Raw genomic sequence first — 15722 nt, forward strand, 5'->3', positions numbered from 1 at the left:
GAGGGCCGCCGCCGTACCCCGCGCGCCCCGGCGCCGTCATCCCAGGTCGTCCCCCTCCAGCAGCCCGGCCAGGACCGCGCCCGGATCGTGGTCGGCCGGGCCGGCGGGCGTCCACCTGCCGTCCAGCCGGCGGTAGGGCCACCAGCGGCCGTCACACCCCAGACGGAGCTGCGCGCCGGCCCCCGGCACCTCCCACCGCCCGCCGCCGAGCGACCGCAGGGCGGGTCGCCCGTCACCGTTCCCGGCAGCGCCGCCCGAGGTGGAACCGCCCCCGGCGCGGCCGGTGGGGCGGTCCGCCGTGGGGCGGTCTCCGGCGGGGCTGTCCCCGGAGGGGACGACGGCGGGGCTGTCCCCGGCGGGGGCGTCCCAGGCCCGCGCGAGCAGGGCCTCGGCGCGGGCCAGCACGTCCGGCGCCGGCGTGCACTCCTCCTCCAGGACGGCGAGGCCGGCCGCACCACCGAGCCGCCAGGCCCGTACCGCCGCCGCCATGTCCGCCGCGTCCCGTCCCGTGCCCGCCGCGAGCCGCGCCACCACGGCGGGAACGGCCGCCGCGGTCGTGGCGGCGAGCCGCACGGCGTCCCGGCGCACGTCCGGCGGCCGGTCGTCCGCCGGTGCCGCAGGGACCGCGCCCAGCGCCTCGGCCAGCATCCGCCGCGCCCGTACCGCCGCGTCGGCGGCCAGCACCTCCAGCGCCGCCGGATCCACCGCGCCACCGCCGGTACCGCCCCCGCCCGCACCGGGGGAACCGCCCGTACCGTCCGTGCCGCCGGTGCCGTCCGTGTTGTCGTCACCCGTGACGAGGGACGGCGGTTCGCCGGCGTCCTCCGGTACGGGCGGCGGCCCGGGGAGCGCGGGCAGGATGCCGCCCATCGCGAACGCCTCGTCCGCCCGGACACCCGCCGGCCCCCCGCTGCCGGCCCCGGCGCGTGCGTCGGCGCCGGCCGCCGCGGTGCCGCCCGCGGTCAGCTCCGCGAGCAGCCACCGCTCACCCCGCCCCCGCGCCAGGAGCAGCACGAAGGGGTCCCGGTCGAGGAGCCGCGCCACCTGGTAGCACAGGGCCGCCGTGTGCGGGCAGTGGTCCCAGGCGCCGCAGCCGCACTCCGCCTCCAGGTCGCCCATGCCCGGCAGCAGGTCGACGCCGACCGCCGCCGCGTCCTCGACGAGGTACGGCGGCACGTCCCGGTCGAGCAGCGCGGCGACATGGCCGGCGCGGGCCGCCGCCGTGGCCGCGAACCGTTGCCAGTCCCCGTCCGACAGCTCCTGGACGAGCACGTCGGCGCGGTGGGCGGTGCCGTCCCGGTCCGTGACCACCGCGGTGATCCGGCCGGGCCGGACGGTGACGGCCCCGACCGCTCCGGCCCGCGCCCGCGCCCGGCCCTGCCGCAACTGCCGGCCGTCGAGGGCCGAGTCCTCCAGGGTTCGTAGCCAGGCCCGGCCCCACCACGTCTCCGCGAAGCCCCGCCCGCGGGCGGGTGGCAGCGCGGCGAAGGTCGCCTCGTCACCGTGATCGGCACCGTTCATCGTCCACGCCCCCCGTCCGTCACGTGCGCCCCACGCGCCCCGTCCGCTTCACCGGTCCCACCCGTGTCACTTCTTCCGCCTGTGCCGCTCGCGACGCCCGTGCTGCCCGTGCCCGGGTTGCCCGTACGCCCCGTGCGACCCGTGCCCGGGTGTCCGCGGGCGGCCGTGTCGGCTCCGGCACCACCGCCGGGGCCGCGCAGCTCGACCAGCTCCGCCAGTTCGGCGTCGGTCAGCTCGGTGAGCGCCGCCTCGCCGGCGCCGCCCAGTACGGACTCCGCCAGCCGCCGCTTGCGGGCCAGCATGTCCGCGATGCGGTCCTCGACCGTGCCCTCGGCGACCAGCCGGTGCACCTGTACGGGCTGGGTCTGCCCGATCCGGTACGCCCGGTCCGTGGCCTGCGCCTCCACGGCGGGGTTCCACCAGCGGTCGTAGTGCACGACGTGCCCGGCCCGCGTCAGGTTCAGCCCCGTTCCCGCCGCCTTCAGCGACAGCAGGAACACCGGTACCTCGCCGTCCTGGAAGCGGCGCACCATCTCCTCGCGGCGCGCGACCGGGGTGCCACCGTGGAGGAGCTGCGTCCGTACGCCCCGGGCGGCCAGATGGTCCTGGAGCAGCCGGGCCATCCGCACGTACTGGGTGAACACGAGCACGCTCCCGTCCTCCGCCAGGATCGTGTCGAGAAGCTCGTCGAGCAGCTCCAGCTTCCCCGAGCGGTCCGCGAGCGTCGGAGCGTCCTCCTCCTTGAGGTACTGCGCCGGGTGGTTGCAGATCTGCTTCAGCGCGGTCAGCAGGGTGACGACGAGGCCGCGCCGCTCCATGCCGTCCGCGGCGGCGATGGCGGCGAGCGTCTCGCGGACCACCGCCTCGTACAGCGCCGTCTGTTCCGTCGTCAGCGCCACCGCACGGTCCGTCTCCGTCTTGGGCGGCAGCTCCGGGGCGATCCCGGGGTCCGTCTTGCGGCGGCGCAGCAGGAACGGGCGGACCAGCCGGGCGAGGCGCTCGGCGGCCGCGGGGTCGGCGCCGCCCTCGACGGCCCGGGCGTAGCGGTCGCGGAACGTGCCGAGCCGGCCGAGCAGTCCGGGTGTCGTCCAGTCGAGGATCGCCCACAGCTCGGACAGGTTGTTCTCCACGGGCGTGCCGGTGAGCGCCACCCGCGCGCGGCCGCCGACGGCGCGCAGCCTGCGGGCGGTGGCCGAGTACGGGTTCTTCACGTGCTGGGCCTCGTCGGCGACGACCATGCCCCAGTCCGCGCGGGCGAGACGCTCGGCGTCCAGCCGCATCGTGCCGTACGTGGTGAGGACGAACGAACCGTCGGCCACGCCTTCCAGGTCGCGGCCCGGGCCGTGGTACCGGCGTACGGGCGTGCCGGGGGCGAACCGCTCGATCTCCCGCTGCCAGTTGCCCATGAGCGACGTGGGGCAGACGACGAGCGTCGGACCGGCCGCGGCCGGTTCGGTCTGCCGGTGCAGGTGCAGCGCGATGAGCGTGACGGTCTTGCCCAGGCCCATGTCGTCGGCGAGGCAGGCCCCGAGGCCGAGGGACGTCATGCGGTGCAGCCAGTTCAGCCCGCGCAGCTGGTAGTCGCGCAGCGTCGCGGTGAGCGCGGCGGGCTGCCCGACCTCCTGGTGGCCGCCCTCCGGGTCGGCGAGACGGTCGCGCAGTTCCCGCAACCAGCCCGACGCCTCGACGCCGACCCGGCGGCCGTCCACCTCCGTGGTGCCCGTCAGCACCGCTCCGAGCGCCTCCACCGGCGTGATCTTGCGGTCGCGCCGCTCCCGGGCCCGCCGTACCTCCTCCGGGTCGACCAGAACCCACCGGTCGCGCAGCCGGACCAGGGGACGGCCCGCCTCCGCGAGCCGGTCCAGCTCGGCGCGGGCGAGGGGCCGGTCGCCGACGGCGAAGCGCCAGTCGAAGGAGAGCAGGGCGTCGGCGGAGAGGAGCGACGGCAGCCCGGATTCGCGTCCGTACGGGGGGCCGTCGCCCTCGCCTCCGCCGTGCGGAGGTCCGACCACGGCGCGGGTGGTCAGCGACCGTGCCAGGTCGCGGGGCCAGTGCACCTCCACGCCGTTGTGCGCGAGCGCCCGCCCGGCGGCGCCCAGCAGTTCCGCTACCTCCTCGTCGGCGAGTTCGAGCGCGTCGGGCACGGTGGCCGACAGGAGCGGCGACAGGGCGGGCCAGACCCGGGCGGCGCGGCGCAGAGCGAGCAGCGCGTCCCGGCGGGCCGAGGCGCCGAAGGCCGTCCCGGCGGCGCCCGACCAGACGTCGGAGGCGTCCGCGACCAGCGCGGCCTCGGCGACGCTGTGCAGCTGCGGCACGGCGCGGAACGCCGGTCGGTGCCCGGTGCTCCCGGCGACGGCGTGCCCGGCCCCGGCCCGCGCGTCCCCGGTCGTGTCCCGGGCCGTCTCGTAGGGGTCGGTGCCGACGGCGGACGGGTCGGCGCCGGACGGGTCGTGGGCGGACGGGTCGTCGCCGGCCGTGTCGTCCGCGAACGCGCCGGCGGTGGCCGGGTCGTCCGAGGCCCCGCGGACGGTGGCCGGGCCATCGGGGGCCGCGCCGTCCGTGTCGAGGCCGGTGACCTCGATGCGCAGGGAGAGCCGCACCCCGGCGTCGTGCCCGGCCGCCACCTCGGCGGCCCAGTCGCGCAGGCCGGGTACGTACTGCGGTTCCTCCGCCGCGTACGGCGCACCGCCCGTGGCGAGGGGTGCGGCGGGCGTGCGCGGCAGTGTGTCGGCCACCGCGTCGAGGAAGGCCCGCAGCAGCGTCTCCGGCTCGGGGAGCAGGACCGCCCCGTCGCCGTCCGTACCGGCGGGCAGGGCGTGGGCCGCGGGCGGCATCGACGCGGCGAGCGTCCGCAACCGGTCCAGGTCGTCGGCGGGGAGCGGCCCCGCCCGCCAGGCGTCGTGGCCGGCGGGGCTCAGGCCCGGCAGCAACCGGCCGCGTGCGGCGACGCGCAGGGCGAGCAGCGCGGCGGCGCCCCAGAAGGCGCAGGACGGCGACGGTTCGGCGACGGCTCCGGCGCCGACTCGGGCCAGCAGGGGCAGCGCGTCCGCGACGGGCAGGCAACGAGCCGGGACGCGCCGGGGGAGGGCGTCGTCGTCGACGACCGTGACCTTCTCCAGGGAGCCGCGCCCCGACGGTGCGGGCAGCGGCCCGTCGTCGGGCACCAAGAAGGCGACGCGACCGGTACGGGCGGGGTCGGCGGGGAGGAAGAGGGTGGAGCAGCGGGCCAGATCGGTGAGTGTGGGGTCCCAGTGCACGGTGCTGACGTAGTCCTCAAATTTGACTAGCTCAGATCGGAAGGGCCGAACCTACAGGAAGGCAAGGGTGGAAGGCATGGTTCCGGTGGTGAGGTACGTCACGCGCCTGGGAATCGGTGCCACCACGGCGGCACCGAGTATCGGGAGTGGGGGAGGGCGGCCCCCCTCCGGGTCGGGTGCTGCCCCCATGGTCCGGCGCCGCACGTCGCCCATACGTTCGTAGGGCGACGCCGCCGCGACCCGATCCGCGCCCACCCGCCCCGCGCCGACACCTCGGCAGACAGACCGGAGACCGCCATGCCGCAACTCACCGCCGCCCCAGCGGAGCGCGCCCCGTCCCCACCCGCGCCCCGGGTCCCGAACGACGCCGCGCCGCGGACCCCGGGACCCGTGCGCCGGGGCGGCAGCGAGTTCGGCCCCCTGCTCCGCGTCGTGCGGGAGCAGGGACTGCTGGAACGGCGGACCGGCTGGTACGCCCTCGGCATCGCCGCCAACCTCGCCGGGCTCGCCGCCGTCGGCGCCGCCCTCGCCGTTTTCGGCGGCTCGGTCTGGAGCCTGCTGCTCGCCGTCCCGCTGGCCGTGCTCTCGGCGCGTACCGCGTTCGTGGCCCACGACGCCGGCCACGCCCAGATCGCCGCCCGCCGCCGTACCAACCACCTGCTGCAGCTCCTCCACGCCAACCTCCTCCTCGGCATGAGCCAGGAGTGGTGGAACGACAAGCACAACCGCCACCACGCACACCCCAACCACGTCGACAAGGACCCCGACGTCGCCCCGGACGTGTTGGTCTTCAACCGCCACCAGGCGGTGGGCCGCACCGGACCGCGCGGCTGGCTGACGCGGCACCAGGCGTGGCTGTTCTTCCCCCTCACCACGCTGGAGGGGTTCGCGCTCAAGGCGTACGGCTTCCGGGCAGTGTTCTCGGCGGACGGCCCGCGCCGCACGCGCGGTGAACGCGGCATCGAGGGCGGGCTCCTCCTCGCCCACGTCGCGGGGTACGCGGGGCTGCTGCTCGCCACGATGCCCCCCGGCCGGGCCCTGCTCTTCGCGCTGCTCCACCAGATGCTGCTGGGTCTGCACCTGGGCCTCGCCTTCGCGCCCAACCACAAGGGCATGGCGGTGCCGGGCGACGACGAGCGCTGGGGCCATCTGCGCCGGCAGGTCCTGACCTCGCGGAACATCCGCGGGAGCGCCCTGACGGACTGGCTGCTGGGTGGCCTCAACTACCAGATCGAGCACCACCTCTTCCCCAGCATGCCGAGGCCCCACCTCCGGCTCGCCCAGCCGCTGGTACGCGCCCACTGCCGGAGCCTGGGCATCCCCTACGCGGAGACCGGCGCGGTCGACTCCTACCGCCAGGCCCTGGGCCACCTGCACGCCGTCGGCGAGCCACTGCGCGCCGCCTGACGGCCCGGCTCGCCCGGCCCGTGTCCGACGGACCGACCCGGCCGGGCCCTGCCTGCCGACCCGGCCGGGCCCGTGCCTTCCCGCCCGGCCCGCACCCGACTGAGGGCCGGGGCGCGGGGGGACGCCGGGACGACTCCGGGTACTCAGCCGGGTCGCTCAGCCGGGGCGGACGGCCATGGCGTCGAGCCCGGCGAGGAGGCCCGGCAGCTGCGGGCCCCGGCCCACGGGCAGCACTTCACCCGGGTACTCGTCGAGCAGGACGAACGCGATGTCGTCGGTCCGGGCGATCAGCGACCACCCGGGCCCGTCCGCCCGCAGCGTCCGCGCGCCGCCGGGTGCGAACGTCGACCGCACCCGCCCGGGCGGCGGCGGATCCTCCAGGTAGCCACGCGCCTCGTCCAGGACGCGCCGTACGGCCGCGTACGGACCCCCGCCGCCACCGCCGGGCCCCGCCGTGTCCGCGCGCGGTCCTTCCGCCCCGGTGTCCCGGTCTCCTCCCGTGGGGCCGTCCGCCCTGCCGTTCCCGTCAGTCCCGGTGGGACCTGCCGCCGGGGCGAAGTCGTCCCCGCCCAGCTGCTCGCGCCAGGCCGCCCACTGAAGGGCGATCTCGTCGGCGCCGAGCCGCCGCTGCGCGGGACCCCAGACCGAGTCGTCGGGCGGTGCGAGCGGCGGCGGGTCACCGGGCTCCGGCCGCGGGTCGTGCGGAGCGGGGACCCCGGGGGCGCAGACGGCGAGCGCGAGCGGCCACCCCGGCAGCGCCGCGACGACGCTGTCCTCGCCCGGCGACAGGTCGTACTCCATTCCGCAGTCCCACGCGGCGATCGCGACGGCGACCAGGGACACGTCGTCCACGGCGACCGTCCAGCGCGCCCCCTCGCCGTCCTGCCCCAGTACCAGCCCGTAGCCCTCCGCGTACGGCTCCAGCCCCAGGGCGCGGCACGCCTGCGGGTAGTCGTCGCCGAGGACGCTCGGGAACTGCGCCGGGGTGAGCAGTACGGCGGTCAGCACGTACAGGTGGTCGTCGGCGCCGCCCGCCCCCGCGGCGGACCCGTCCGCCCGTCCCGCCGAGGCGCCCGCTTCCTCGTCCGTCGTCCCGGTCACGGCGGCCTCCGTCCTTCAGTAGCAGCCCCGTAGCGATCCCGCGTCCGTCGGAAAGGGCCCGGTCGGCGCACCCTAACCAGTGAGTAACCCAGCCGTCGAGAGGGAGGGAAGGAGACGTACGGCGCACGCTGCGGCAGGCGGGCAGGCGGGCAGGCGGGCAGGCGGGCAGGCGGGCAGGCGGGCAGGCAGGCAGGCGGGGCGGGTGCGGGTGCCGGTACGTGGGCGTGCGGAGGCGGGCGCAAGCGGGCAGGTCGGTGGGCCGGCGCGCGAGCGACCGGATGAGGTGCCGGGACGCGGGCGGAGGTGGTGGGCGTCGGGGCTCAGGGCGTCGGCAGGCCCAGGAGAGAACGGGTCACCGTCTCGGGCGACTCGTCCCGCTCCCGGGCGAGGGCTATCACCGCACGGCAGGCCAGTTCGCCGACTCCGAACGACAGGGCCTCCGGCGACACCCAGCCGCTCGCCTCGTCCATGGTGTCCTCGTCGTCCTCGGCGCACGCCGCCACGTACACGGCCGCGGCCTCGAAGATGTTGTGCTGCCGCTTCCGCGGCACACCCGTACCGCTCGTACCGTCCGCGCCGCCCGCGCCACCGGACGCCGGCGCGCCCCGCCCCCCGGCCCGCGCGGCCGACGGGAGGAGCGTACGCAGCCTGCTGAACATGGGGCCCACCTTCCCGCGCGGCGCCGCCGTCCGCCGCGCCCGTCCGTGAACCTCCAACGTAAGCTCGCGGCCGCCGCGGCAGAAGAGGGCCGCGCGCCGGGCAGGGGGGTCAGTCCGTCCGCTCGGCCAGCACCAGGAAGCGGGCGTCCACGTCGACGTACGACAGCGTCCGCCAGCCGGAACCGGTGAGCAGCGGACGCAGATTGGGCTCCGCGCGCAGGTCGTCGGAGGTGAGCGGGCGCCCGTGGCGCGCGGCCAGCGCGGCCCGGCCGACCGGGTGGAACAGCGCGAGCCGCCCGCCGGGCCGCACCGCCCTCGCCAGTTCCCGCAGGTCATCGGCGGGCCGGGCCAGGTGCGAGACGAGACCGGCGCCGAACACCGCGTCCAGGGCCCCGTCCCGCAGCGGGAGCCGGCCCACGTCCCCCAGGAGCAGCGCGGCGCTGCCGTCCCGGCCCTCCCGTAGCGCCTCCCGCAGCATCGCGGGCGTCAGGTCCAGGCCGAGGACCGTCCCCGAGGGACCGACCGCCTCCCGCAGCGCCGGCAGCGCGCGGCCGGTGCCGCAGCCGGCGTCCAGCACAGCGTCACCCGGCCGGAGGCCGAGGTCGGCGACGGCCGCCGCGTAGGCCGGGCCGTCGTCCGGGAAGCGACGCTCCCAGTCGGCCGCCCGAGGGGTGAAGAACTCCTGCACCTGCCTGTGGTCGTCGTCCATGCGCCCATGATCCCGTACCGGACGACCCAGCCGAATGCCTCCCCGACGCAGCCGCCGTGCCGGGCGTTCCACGCACTCGTTCGGACGGGAGCGGTCCTATATGAGCGCGATCCCGTCATGTTCCGTCAGATCCGCTCCGTGCGCCGGGAGTGCGCCCCCGCGGGGCTACGGTCCCGGACCCATGGAGCCACCGGATCCGGCCACACATCGGCGACCTCCCGGCGGCTGCGCGACCCACCCACCCACCCACCCACCCACCGCGGCGATGGAGGACACGCGTGAGCGACCCCGAGAGACCCGCCGCCCGGCGCCGCGCCCCGGGCCACCAGCCCCACCGCCCGCCGGGCACCCCGCTGCCCCACGGCACGCCCCTGCCGCCGGGGGTCCCACCGGAGGCGACCGATCCACGGTTGCCGGGAGCCGCACCGGAGGCGACCGATCCACCGTTGCCGGGGGTTCCACCGGAGGCGACCGATCCGCTGGTGCCTGGCGCCCCGCCGGTGCCGGCCGGTCCACCGACACCCGGTGCCCCGCCCCCACCGACCGACCCGCCGCCGCAGGGCGGGCGCTGGTACGACACCGAGGCCGGCCCTCTCGTGCGCCCGTACGCGCTGACGGGCGCCCCCGCCGAACCGCCCGCCGAACCGTCCGTCGGCCCGACAGCCGGCCCCGACCTCGTCGCCCTGGTGGCCGCCGTGACCGAACCGCCCTCGGACCGGGCCGGGGAACGACTGCTGGGCCCCCGGCACCGCACCCTCCTCGCCCTCTGCCGCGCCGGTACGAGGTCCGTCGCCGACCTGGCCGCCGGTGCGGGCCTGCCGGTCGGCGCCGTCCGGGTGCTCCTCGGCGACCTCTCCGGGGCCGGGCTCGTCACCCTCCACCGTCCCGCCCCGGTCGTGCGCCCGCCCGACGAGCACACCCTGAGAGAAGTGATCGATGGCCTCCGCGCACTCTGACCTCCTGCCCCTGAAGATCCTCGTCACCGGGGGCCTCGGCGCGGGCAAGACCACCCTCGTCGGGGCGGTCAGCGAGATCCGGCCGCTGCGCACCGAGCAGCCGTCCACCGGGGCGGGGCCGGACGGGGAAGGCCCCGGAGGGGCGGGGGAAGGGAGGACCACGACGCTCGTCATGGACTTCGGCCGCGTCACCCTCCGCTCCGGTCTCTCCCTCCACCTCTTCGGCACCCCCGGGCAGGACCGTGGCGCGTTCCTGTGGGAGGAGCTGTCGCGGGGCGCCCTGGGGGCCGTCGTCCTCACCGACACCCGCCGCCTCCAGGACTGCTTCCCGGCCGTGGACCACCTGGAGCGCCGGGGCGTTCCGTTCGTCGTCGCCGTCAACTGCTTCCCCGGCGCCCGCTCCCACGGCGCCGATGACGTCGCGGCCGCGCTCGACCTCGACCGCGGTACTCCGGTGGTCCTGTGCGACGCCCGCGACCGCGACTCGGGCAAGGAGGTTCTCGTCCGGCTCGTGGAGCACGCGGCCCGCGTCCACGCCGCCCGGTTCCTCGGCCCCGTGCCGTGACCCGGTGGCCTGGAGGGTGCTTGCCGGGCCCTCCGCGGTGGGTAAGGCTTACGCGGGAACGGGGAAAAACGGGGACATGCGGAACGGGGAGGACCGAGCATGGCGCTCGAGAAGGAACTCGACTGGCTCCTGGACGACTTGACCAAGCGCGTCGCGCACATACGGCACGCCCTCGTCCTGTCGAGCGACGGGCTCGTGACCGCCGTCAGCAGCGCTCTGGTCCGGGAGGACGCCGAGCACCTCGCCGCGGTCGCGTCGGGCCTGCACAGCCTCGCGCGCGGGGCCGGACACCACTTCCGGGTGGGCGGGGCCCGGCAGACCATGGTCGAGTTCGACGACGCGTTGCTCTTCGTGACGGCCGCGGGGGAGGGCAGCTGCCTCTGCGTGCTCAGCACGGCCGAGGCGGACGTCGGCCACGTCGCGTACGAGATGACCCTCATGGTGAACCGCGTCGGTGAGCACCTCTCCGTGGCCACCCGCCGCCCCAGCGCCCGCGACATCCCCTGACGACCGCCCGCGAGCACCGTCCGCGGGCGGTTTTCCACAGGCCCGGCGCAGCAGGCTCCCCAGCACTAACCTCGTCACTGAGAGTAATCGACGGGCGGAGGCGTGATGCGGGACGACCAGGCGGTAAGCGGCGGGCGCGACGGAGACACCGTCACGGGCGGGCGGGCGGCTCGTGAACTGGGGCTGGGGCGGGGCGAGATGGCGGCGGCGGTCGACCTGGGCCTGGTCCGCTCCCTCGCGGCAGCCGGAGGGGGCCGCCCCCGGGTGGCGTGGGAGGAGATCGACCGGCTGCGCGCCGAGCCGGACTTCCCGGACGGGTTGCACGACCGGGTCGGCACGGCGGGCACGGCGCGCGCGGCGGAAACGGCCGGGATCTCGCCCGACCGCTTCACGAGACTGGCGAGAACAGGCCACGTCACACCGATCGCCTTCCACCTCAACCGTTACCGGGCGGTCGTCTGGCTGTACCTGGCTCGGGAGGTGCGGCAGTTGACGGAGAAGCATCCGCAGCTGCTCACCGGTCGCGCGCCGCGGCACCTGACGGACCGGCTCCGCGCCGGAGAGGACGCCCGGCCGTGCGGGTGGCGGGCCCGACGTCTCCGGCTGCTGGTGGCGCGGGCGCCGGACGCGTGGGCGGTGGCGGCGGCCGTCGCCTCGTTCCTGGATGCGGAGCGGCTGGCCGAGGTGGTTCCCGACCCGTCCGAGCGGGCCCGTCTCGACCGGCTCCGCCCGCCGCCCCCGTACGGCCACCCGGAGGTGCCGTCCGCCCGCGCCGTCGCCGACCGGCTGCTCCTCGCCGAGCATCGGCACGAAGGGGAGCGGCTCCGCCTCGCTCTGACGGAGGCCCTCCAGGCGGCGCGAGGCTCGACGCCGCGCTCCTCCACCCCGATCCCGGCCCCGCCGGCCCTGGCCCGGCACCTGGTCCTTCGCGGCCCGACGGCCACCCCGGCCTGGCACCCGGGCCCTGACCTCGGTCGCGCCCCGACTCCACCACCGTCACCGGCGGCACACGGCACGGTGGCCGCCCCGGCCCCGGGCCCGGGCCCAGGCGCGGACCTCGCCTGGGCTGCGGCCCCTGGGACAGGCACAGGACCGGACTCGACCCCCGGCCCCGGCTCCAGCCCAGGCACAGGACCGGACTCGACCCCCGGCCCCGGCTCCAGCCCAGGCAGCGACCCGGTTCCCGACCCGGTCTCCGACTCCGATTCGGGTCCAGGCCCGGGACCGAGCCCCGGCCGAGTTTCCGGCCTCGGCTCCAGCCTGGACTCCGGCCTTGACTCCGACCCGAGCGGCCGCTCCGGCCCGCCCCCCGAGGCGCGGGCGGTCGCCGCTCGGCCCGGAGCGCGGAACGGGTCTCCCCTCGGGATGCTGCCCGGGACGCCGCTTGCGTCACAGACCGGACCGTCGTCGGGGGCCGTGGTGCAAGACCACCCCGGTCGGCAGCGGCCGGCACCGGCAGGGCCGGCGGGCCGCCGCGCCGGTCGGCTGCGGGCGGCGTTGCGGGCACGGCTCGGCCGGGGGCGGTCGCGGGCGGTCGCGGGCCCGCCGAGCGGCTAGCCGCCGGCGCGTGGGACGACCGACGACAGCACCGCCGGCAGCGGGTACCAGTCGGACGACACCACGCTCGCGTGGCGCCCGGACAACAGGCCGATCCGGTCGCGGGCCTGCGCCTCCGTCGGACGGACGCCGTCGATGGCCGGGGCCACACCGTGCGCGTCCGTCATGACGACCAGGTAGTTCCGCCGGGCGTACCAGGAGGTGTCCACCGAACCGCTCGCGTACACCGACGCGTCCCCGTCGAAAACGACGAACCACGGCCGCAACGCGGCGTCCGCGTACCGCTCACGCGGGTCGCCCGACTGCGCCCGGTGCACGGCCGGGAAGGCCCCGGCCTCCCGCAGCCGTCCGGCCGCCGCCAGGTCGCGCAGGTGCGTGGCGTACTCGCGGTCCGTCCACAGGGAGTCGGCCGGGTTGTCCTCCTCCACCGTGCCGGGGATCAGCTCGACGACGAACTTGCCGGCCATCCGGTCGCGGGACGGCCACCCGTCGGCACGGACGGCCGTGTCGAGGTCGGCATGTCCGCGGACCAGGTCGGCGGGCCGGAACAGGGCATCGCCCAGCCGGGCGGTCAGCAGCGCGTCCAGCGCGGCCGGCCCCCGCCCGAGGCGGCCCGCGAAGCCGTCCTTCAACTCGATCTTCAGCAGGACGGGCCGGTGCCCCGGATGGGCGTCGTGCCAGGCGCGTATGTCGGCGAGGCAGCCGCCGAGGTCCTGGTTGCGGTCCTTCGTGCGCAGTTCGCCGGCGTGGGCGGCGTTCTCGCAGTTGTTGTCGTTCCCGAGAGGATTGCTGTGCGACACCCTCCACGACCGGCCGAACGCGTTCGTCCACACGTCCAACTCCAGCATCCCCGCGCCCGAGTCGAGCGCGTCCGCGAAGTACCGGAACTTGCCCTTCTCGTACGCGTTGTGCACCCCGACCGACGTCGACGCGCCGTACGACAACTGCCCCGCGTCCACGGCCGAGGCCGGGCCGGGACCCGCGCCCAGTACCAGCATCCCCGCCGCCACGGCCGCCCCGGCGGTGCGCGCCAATGTCCCCATGTCGTCCCCTGCTTCCTGTGTGGACCCCTCGAAGTCCGCCGAAGCGTAGGGGAGTTGTGTGAAGGAGAGGAGACCTGTGGCTTGACCCGCCGCCACGCGCCGAAGTCACCCGGGCGACGACCACCGTGCCGCACCGTCCGCCGCACACCCCGCCCGCGTGCGGGACGGCCCGCCCGCCTCCCGCCCGCCCTCCCGCGTGCGGGAGGCGGGCGGGGCGGGCACCATGGCCGCATGCTGCTGGCCCGAATCGCCGACGTGTCCGACCAGGTCGCCGCCACCTCGGCGCGCTCGCGGAAGATCGCCGTCCTGGCCGACCTGTTCTCCGCGACCCCGCCCGCGGAGGCGCCGCTCGTCATCGCCTACCTCGCGGGCCGCCTGCCCCAGGGCCGCATCGGCGTCGGCTGGAGCACCCTCAAGGAACCGGTCCCGGCCGCCGGGCACGCCACGCTCACCATCGCCGACACCGACGCCGCGTTCACCGCGCTCGCCCAGGTCGCCGGCCCGGGTTCGCAGGGCGAGCGGCAGCGGCTCGTGCATGGGCTGATGGCCGCCGCCACCGCCCCCGAGCAGCGGTTCCTGCTGCGTCTCCTCACCGGCGAGGTGCGCCAGGGAGCGCTGGACGCCATCGCCCTGGAAGGGGTCGCCCGGGCCGCCCACGCCCCCGCCGCCGACGTGCGCCGTGCCGTGATGCTCGACGGGTCCCTGCCCCGCGTCGCCACGGCCCTCCTCGCCGAGGGCCCCGCCGCGCTGGAGAGGTACCGGCTGCGCGTCGGCACTCCGGTGCAACCGATGCTCGCGCACACCGCGAAGGGCGTCGCCGACGCGCTCGCCGCGCTCGGCCCCTGCGCCGTGGAGGAGAAGCTCGACGGCATCCGCGTCCAGGTGCACCGCTCCGGCGAGGACGTGCGGATCTACACCCGCTCCCTCGACGAGATCACCGACCGGCTGCCGGAGGTCAGGGAGGCCGCCCGGGCCATCGCCGGCGACGCCCTCGTCCTGGACGGCGAGGTCATCGCCCTCGACGGGGAGGGCCGGCCGGTGCCGTTCCAGGAGACGGCCTCACGCGTCGGGTCACGCGTCGACGTGGCCGCCGCCGCGGCCGCCCGGCCCGTGTCGCCCGTCTTCTTCGACGTCCTCGCCGCCGACGGAGCCGTCCTCCTCGACCTGCCCGGCCGGGACCGGCACGCCGAGCTCGCCCGCCTCGTCCCCGAACCGATGCGGGTGCGCCGCACCGTCGTCACCGATCCGGCCGACCCGGGCCAGCGTGCCGCCGCCGAGGCGTTCTTCGCCGACACCCTCGCGCGCGGCCACGAAGGCGTCCTGGTCAAGGCGCTCGACGCGCCCTACAGCGCGGGGCGCCGCGGCCGTTCCTGGCTCAAGGTCAAACCGGTCCACACCGTCGACCTGGTCGTCCTCGCCGCCGAGTGGGGGCACGGCCGGCGCACCGGCCTGCTGTCCAACCTGCACCTCGGCGCCCGTGCCGCCGACGGGACGTTCGTGATGCTCGGCAAGACCTTCAAGGGCCTCACGGACACCATGTTGCGCTGGCAGACCGACCGGCTGCGCGAACTGGCCGTCGACGACGACGGGACGACCGTGCGCGTACGCCCCGAGCTGGTCGTCGAGATCGCCTACGACGGCCTCCAGCGCTCCTCGCGCTACCCGGCCGGCATCACCCTGCGCTTCGCCCGCGTCCTGCGCCACCGGCCCGACAAGCCGGCCGCGCAGGCCGACACCGTCGACCGGATCCTGGCCGGCCCTCAGTCCCCGGTCGTGTAGCGGTGCCGCGCCCAGGCGGGCAGCACGAACCAGCACAGCAGGTACCAGGCCGCCACCCCCGCCACCAGCCACGGCACGAACGAGTCGTGCGTCGCCACCCGCAGCACCAGGAAGAGCGCCGACACCATCGTCGCCAGCAGCAGCACCAGACCCACGAAGGTGAGCCGTGACGCCCACACCACGGCGTGTGGTTTGAGCCGGCGCCCAGAGACGATCCGGTGGAACGACACCGGCCCGATCAGGGCTCCCGTCGCCGCCGCGCCGAGGACCACCGTGGTGATGTAGACGGCGCGGTCGAGGTCGGGCAGATCGGCGAAGCGCGGGGTGAAGACCACGGTCAGCAGGAAGCCGAAAAGGATCTGCACGCCCGTCTGCGCCACCCGTATCTCCTGGACCAGCTCGACCCAGCGCCGGTCGGCCCGCTCCTCGGGCGTCTCGTGCCGACCGGGCCCGCGGTCGGCCTCCCGTCCGCCCCGGCGCTGGCCGTTCGCCCGTTCCGGCCCCGCGCGTCCGACCTCCCGGGGTGCCGCGTACTCCGGTGTCCTCGGACCGCCGGGGCCGTCCGACCCGTCCGCCGCGTCCGCTCCGCCCGTGCTGCCCGTGTCGCCACGCTCGCTGCCACGCATGCCGGCCTCCCGACGTTGGTCCGCCAGTCCCTTGG

Annotated in this window: 13 protein-coding genes; 6 read left to right on the plus strand and 7 right to left on the minus strand. The window is 76.6% G+C overall.

All coding sequences use genetic code 11. The annotated features are described in order from the left end of the window. Positions 1-36: 36 nt before the first annotated feature. Both NRO40_RS27995 and NRO40_RS28000 read right to left on the minus strand, forming a co-directional pair. Positions 37-1521, minus strand: coding sequence for an SWIM zinc finger family protein (locus tag NRO40_RS27995; protein WP_058940538.1), 1485 nt, complete (start codon positions 1519-1521; stop codon positions 37-39). Further along, positions 1518-4778 (minus strand): DEAD/DEAH box helicase, encoded by a 3261-nt coding sequence (locus NRO40_RS28000; RefSeq protein ID WP_232790951.1) that lies wholly within the window; start codon positions 4776-4778, stop codon positions 1518-1520. Before NRO40_RS28000 ends, NRO40_RS27995 begins: the two co-directional genes overlap by 4 nt. A gap of 297 nt (positions 4779-5075) precedes the next feature. Between NRO40_RS28000 and NRO40_RS28005 the strand changes: the two genes are divergently transcribed. Next, positions 5076-6185: an acyl-CoA desaturase gene (locus NRO40_RS28005; RefSeq protein ID WP_058940539.1), complete on the plus strand. Its 1110-nt coding sequence runs from the start codon at positions 5076-5078 to the stop codon at positions 6183-6185. 156 nt (positions 6186-6341) lie between these two features. On the opposite strand, the gene NRO40_RS28010 is transcribed toward NRO40_RS28005, so the two are convergent. From NRO40_RS28010 to NRO40_RS28020, 3 genes are all read right to left on the minus strand, one after another. Further along, positions 6342-7286 carry a hypothetical protein gene (locus NRO40_RS28010; RefSeq protein ID WP_408057067.1) on the minus strand — a complete coding sequence of 315 codons (945 nt, stop codon included), beginning with the start codon at positions 7284-7286 and terminating at the stop codon, positions 6342-6344. 320 nt (positions 7287-7606) lie between these two features. Continuing rightward, a complete protein-coding gene (locus tag NRO40_RS28015) occupies positions 7607-7945 on the minus strand; it encodes a hypothetical protein (RefSeq protein ID WP_058940540.1) in 339 nt (112 codons plus the stop codon). 109 nt (positions 7946-8054) lie between these two features. Beyond that, on the minus strand, positions 8055-8654 hold the full coding sequence (locus tag NRO40_RS28020; protein WP_058940541.1) for a class I SAM-dependent methyltransferase: 600 nt from the start codon (positions 8652-8654) through the stop codon (positions 8055-8057). Between the two features lie 500 nt (positions 8655-9154). Between NRO40_RS28020 and NRO40_RS28025 the strand changes: the two genes are divergently transcribed. The 4 genes from NRO40_RS28025 to NRO40_RS28040 all read left to right on the plus strand — a co-directional run bounded on the left by NRO40_RS28025 (position 9155) and on the right by NRO40_RS28040 (position 12239). Further along, positions 9155-9610 (plus strand): DUF742 domain-containing protein, encoded by a 456-nt coding sequence (locus tag NRO40_RS28025; protein WP_058940542.1) that lies wholly within the window; start codon positions 9155-9157, stop codon positions 9608-9610. Then, a complete protein-coding gene (locus NRO40_RS28030; protein WP_058940543.1) occupies positions 9591-10175 on the plus strand; it encodes a GTP-binding protein in 585 nt (194 codons plus the stop codon). Before NRO40_RS28025 ends, NRO40_RS28030 begins: the two co-directional genes overlap by 20 nt. 99 nt (positions 10176-10274) lie before the next feature. Beyond that, positions 10275-10682: a roadblock/LC7 domain-containing protein gene (locus NRO40_RS28035; protein WP_058940544.1), complete on the plus strand. Its 408-nt coding sequence runs from the start codon at positions 10275-10277 to the stop codon at positions 10680-10682. Between the two features lie 105 nt (positions 10683-10787). After that, entirely contained in the window at positions 10788-12239 is a 1452-nt protein-coding gene (locus tag NRO40_RS28040) for a DUF6397 family protein (RefSeq protein ID WP_058940545.1), read from the plus strand. Here the strand turns inward: NRO40_RS28040 and NRO40_RS28045 are convergent. Further along, positions 12236-13282 carry a phosphatidylinositol-specific phospholipase C domain-containing protein gene (locus NRO40_RS28045; protein WP_058940546.1) on the minus strand — a complete coding sequence of 349 codons (1047 nt, stop codon included), beginning with the start codon at positions 13280-13282 and terminating at the stop codon, positions 12236-12238. The genes NRO40_RS28040 and NRO40_RS28045 overlap by 4 nt on opposite strands. Before the next feature lie 231 nt (positions 13283-13513). Between NRO40_RS28045 and NRO40_RS28050 the strand changes: the two genes are divergently transcribed. Further along, a complete protein-coding gene (locus tag NRO40_RS28050; protein WP_058940547.1) occupies positions 13514-15061 on the plus strand; it encodes an ATP-dependent DNA ligase in 1548 nt (515 codons plus the stop codon). On the opposite strand, the gene NRO40_RS28055 is transcribed toward NRO40_RS28050, so the two are convergent. Beyond that, positions 15043-15687, minus strand: coding sequence for a DUF6328 family protein (locus NRO40_RS28055; RefSeq protein WP_306674892.1), 645 nt, complete (start codon positions 15685-15687; stop codon positions 15043-15045). The two genes, NRO40_RS28050 and NRO40_RS28055, sit on opposite strands and share 19 nt — an antisense overlap. Positions 15688-15722: the final 35 nt, after the last annotated feature.

This window comes from Streptomyces changanensis (assembly GCF_024600715.1).
Taxonomy (GTDB): domain Bacteria; phylum Actinomycetota; class Actinomycetes; order Streptomycetales; family Streptomycetaceae; genus Streptomyces; species Streptomyces changanensis.

Bases quoted from the DNA above. Each gene is read 5' to 3' on its own strand.
- NRO40_RS27995 (WP_058940538.1), bottom strand. From the start codon at position 1,521: ATGAACGGTGCCGATCACGGTGACGAGGCGACCTTCGCCGCGCTGCCA.
- NRO40_RS28005 (WP_058940539.1), top strand. From the start codon at position 5,076: ATGCCGCAACTCACCGCCGCCCCAGCGGAGCGCGCCCCGTCCCCACCC.
- NRO40_RS28015 (WP_058940540.1), bottom strand. From the start codon at position 7,945: ATGTTCAGCAGGCTGCGTACGCTCCTCCCGTCGGCCGCGCGGGCCGGG.
- NRO40_RS28020 (WP_058940541.1), bottom strand. From the start codon at position 8,654: ATGGACGACGACCACAGGCAGGTGCAGGAGTTCTTCACCCCTCGGGCG.
- NRO40_RS28030 (WP_058940543.1), top strand. From the start codon at position 9,591: ATGGCCTCCGCGCACTCTGACCTCCTGCCCCTGAAGATCCTCGTCACC.
- NRO40_RS28035 (WP_058940544.1), top strand. From the start codon at position 10,275: ATGGCGCTCGAGAAGGAACTCGACTGGCTCCTGGACGACTTGACCAAG.
- NRO40_RS28040 (WP_058940545.1), top strand. From the start codon at position 10,788: ATGCGGGACGACCAGGCGGTAAGCGGCGGGCGCGACGGAGACACCGTC.
- NRO40_RS28045 (WP_058940546.1), bottom strand. From the start codon at position 13,282: ATGGGGACATTGGCGCGCACCGCCGGGGCGGCCGTGGCGGCGGGGATG.
- NRO40_RS28050 (WP_058940547.1), top strand. From the start codon at position 13,514: ATGCTGCTGGCCCGAATCGCCGACGTGTCCGACCAGGTCGCCGCCACC.
- NRO40_RS28055 (WP_306674892.1), bottom strand. From the start codon at position 15,687: ATGCGTGGCAGCGAGCGTGGCGACACGGGCAGCACGGGCGGAGCGGAC.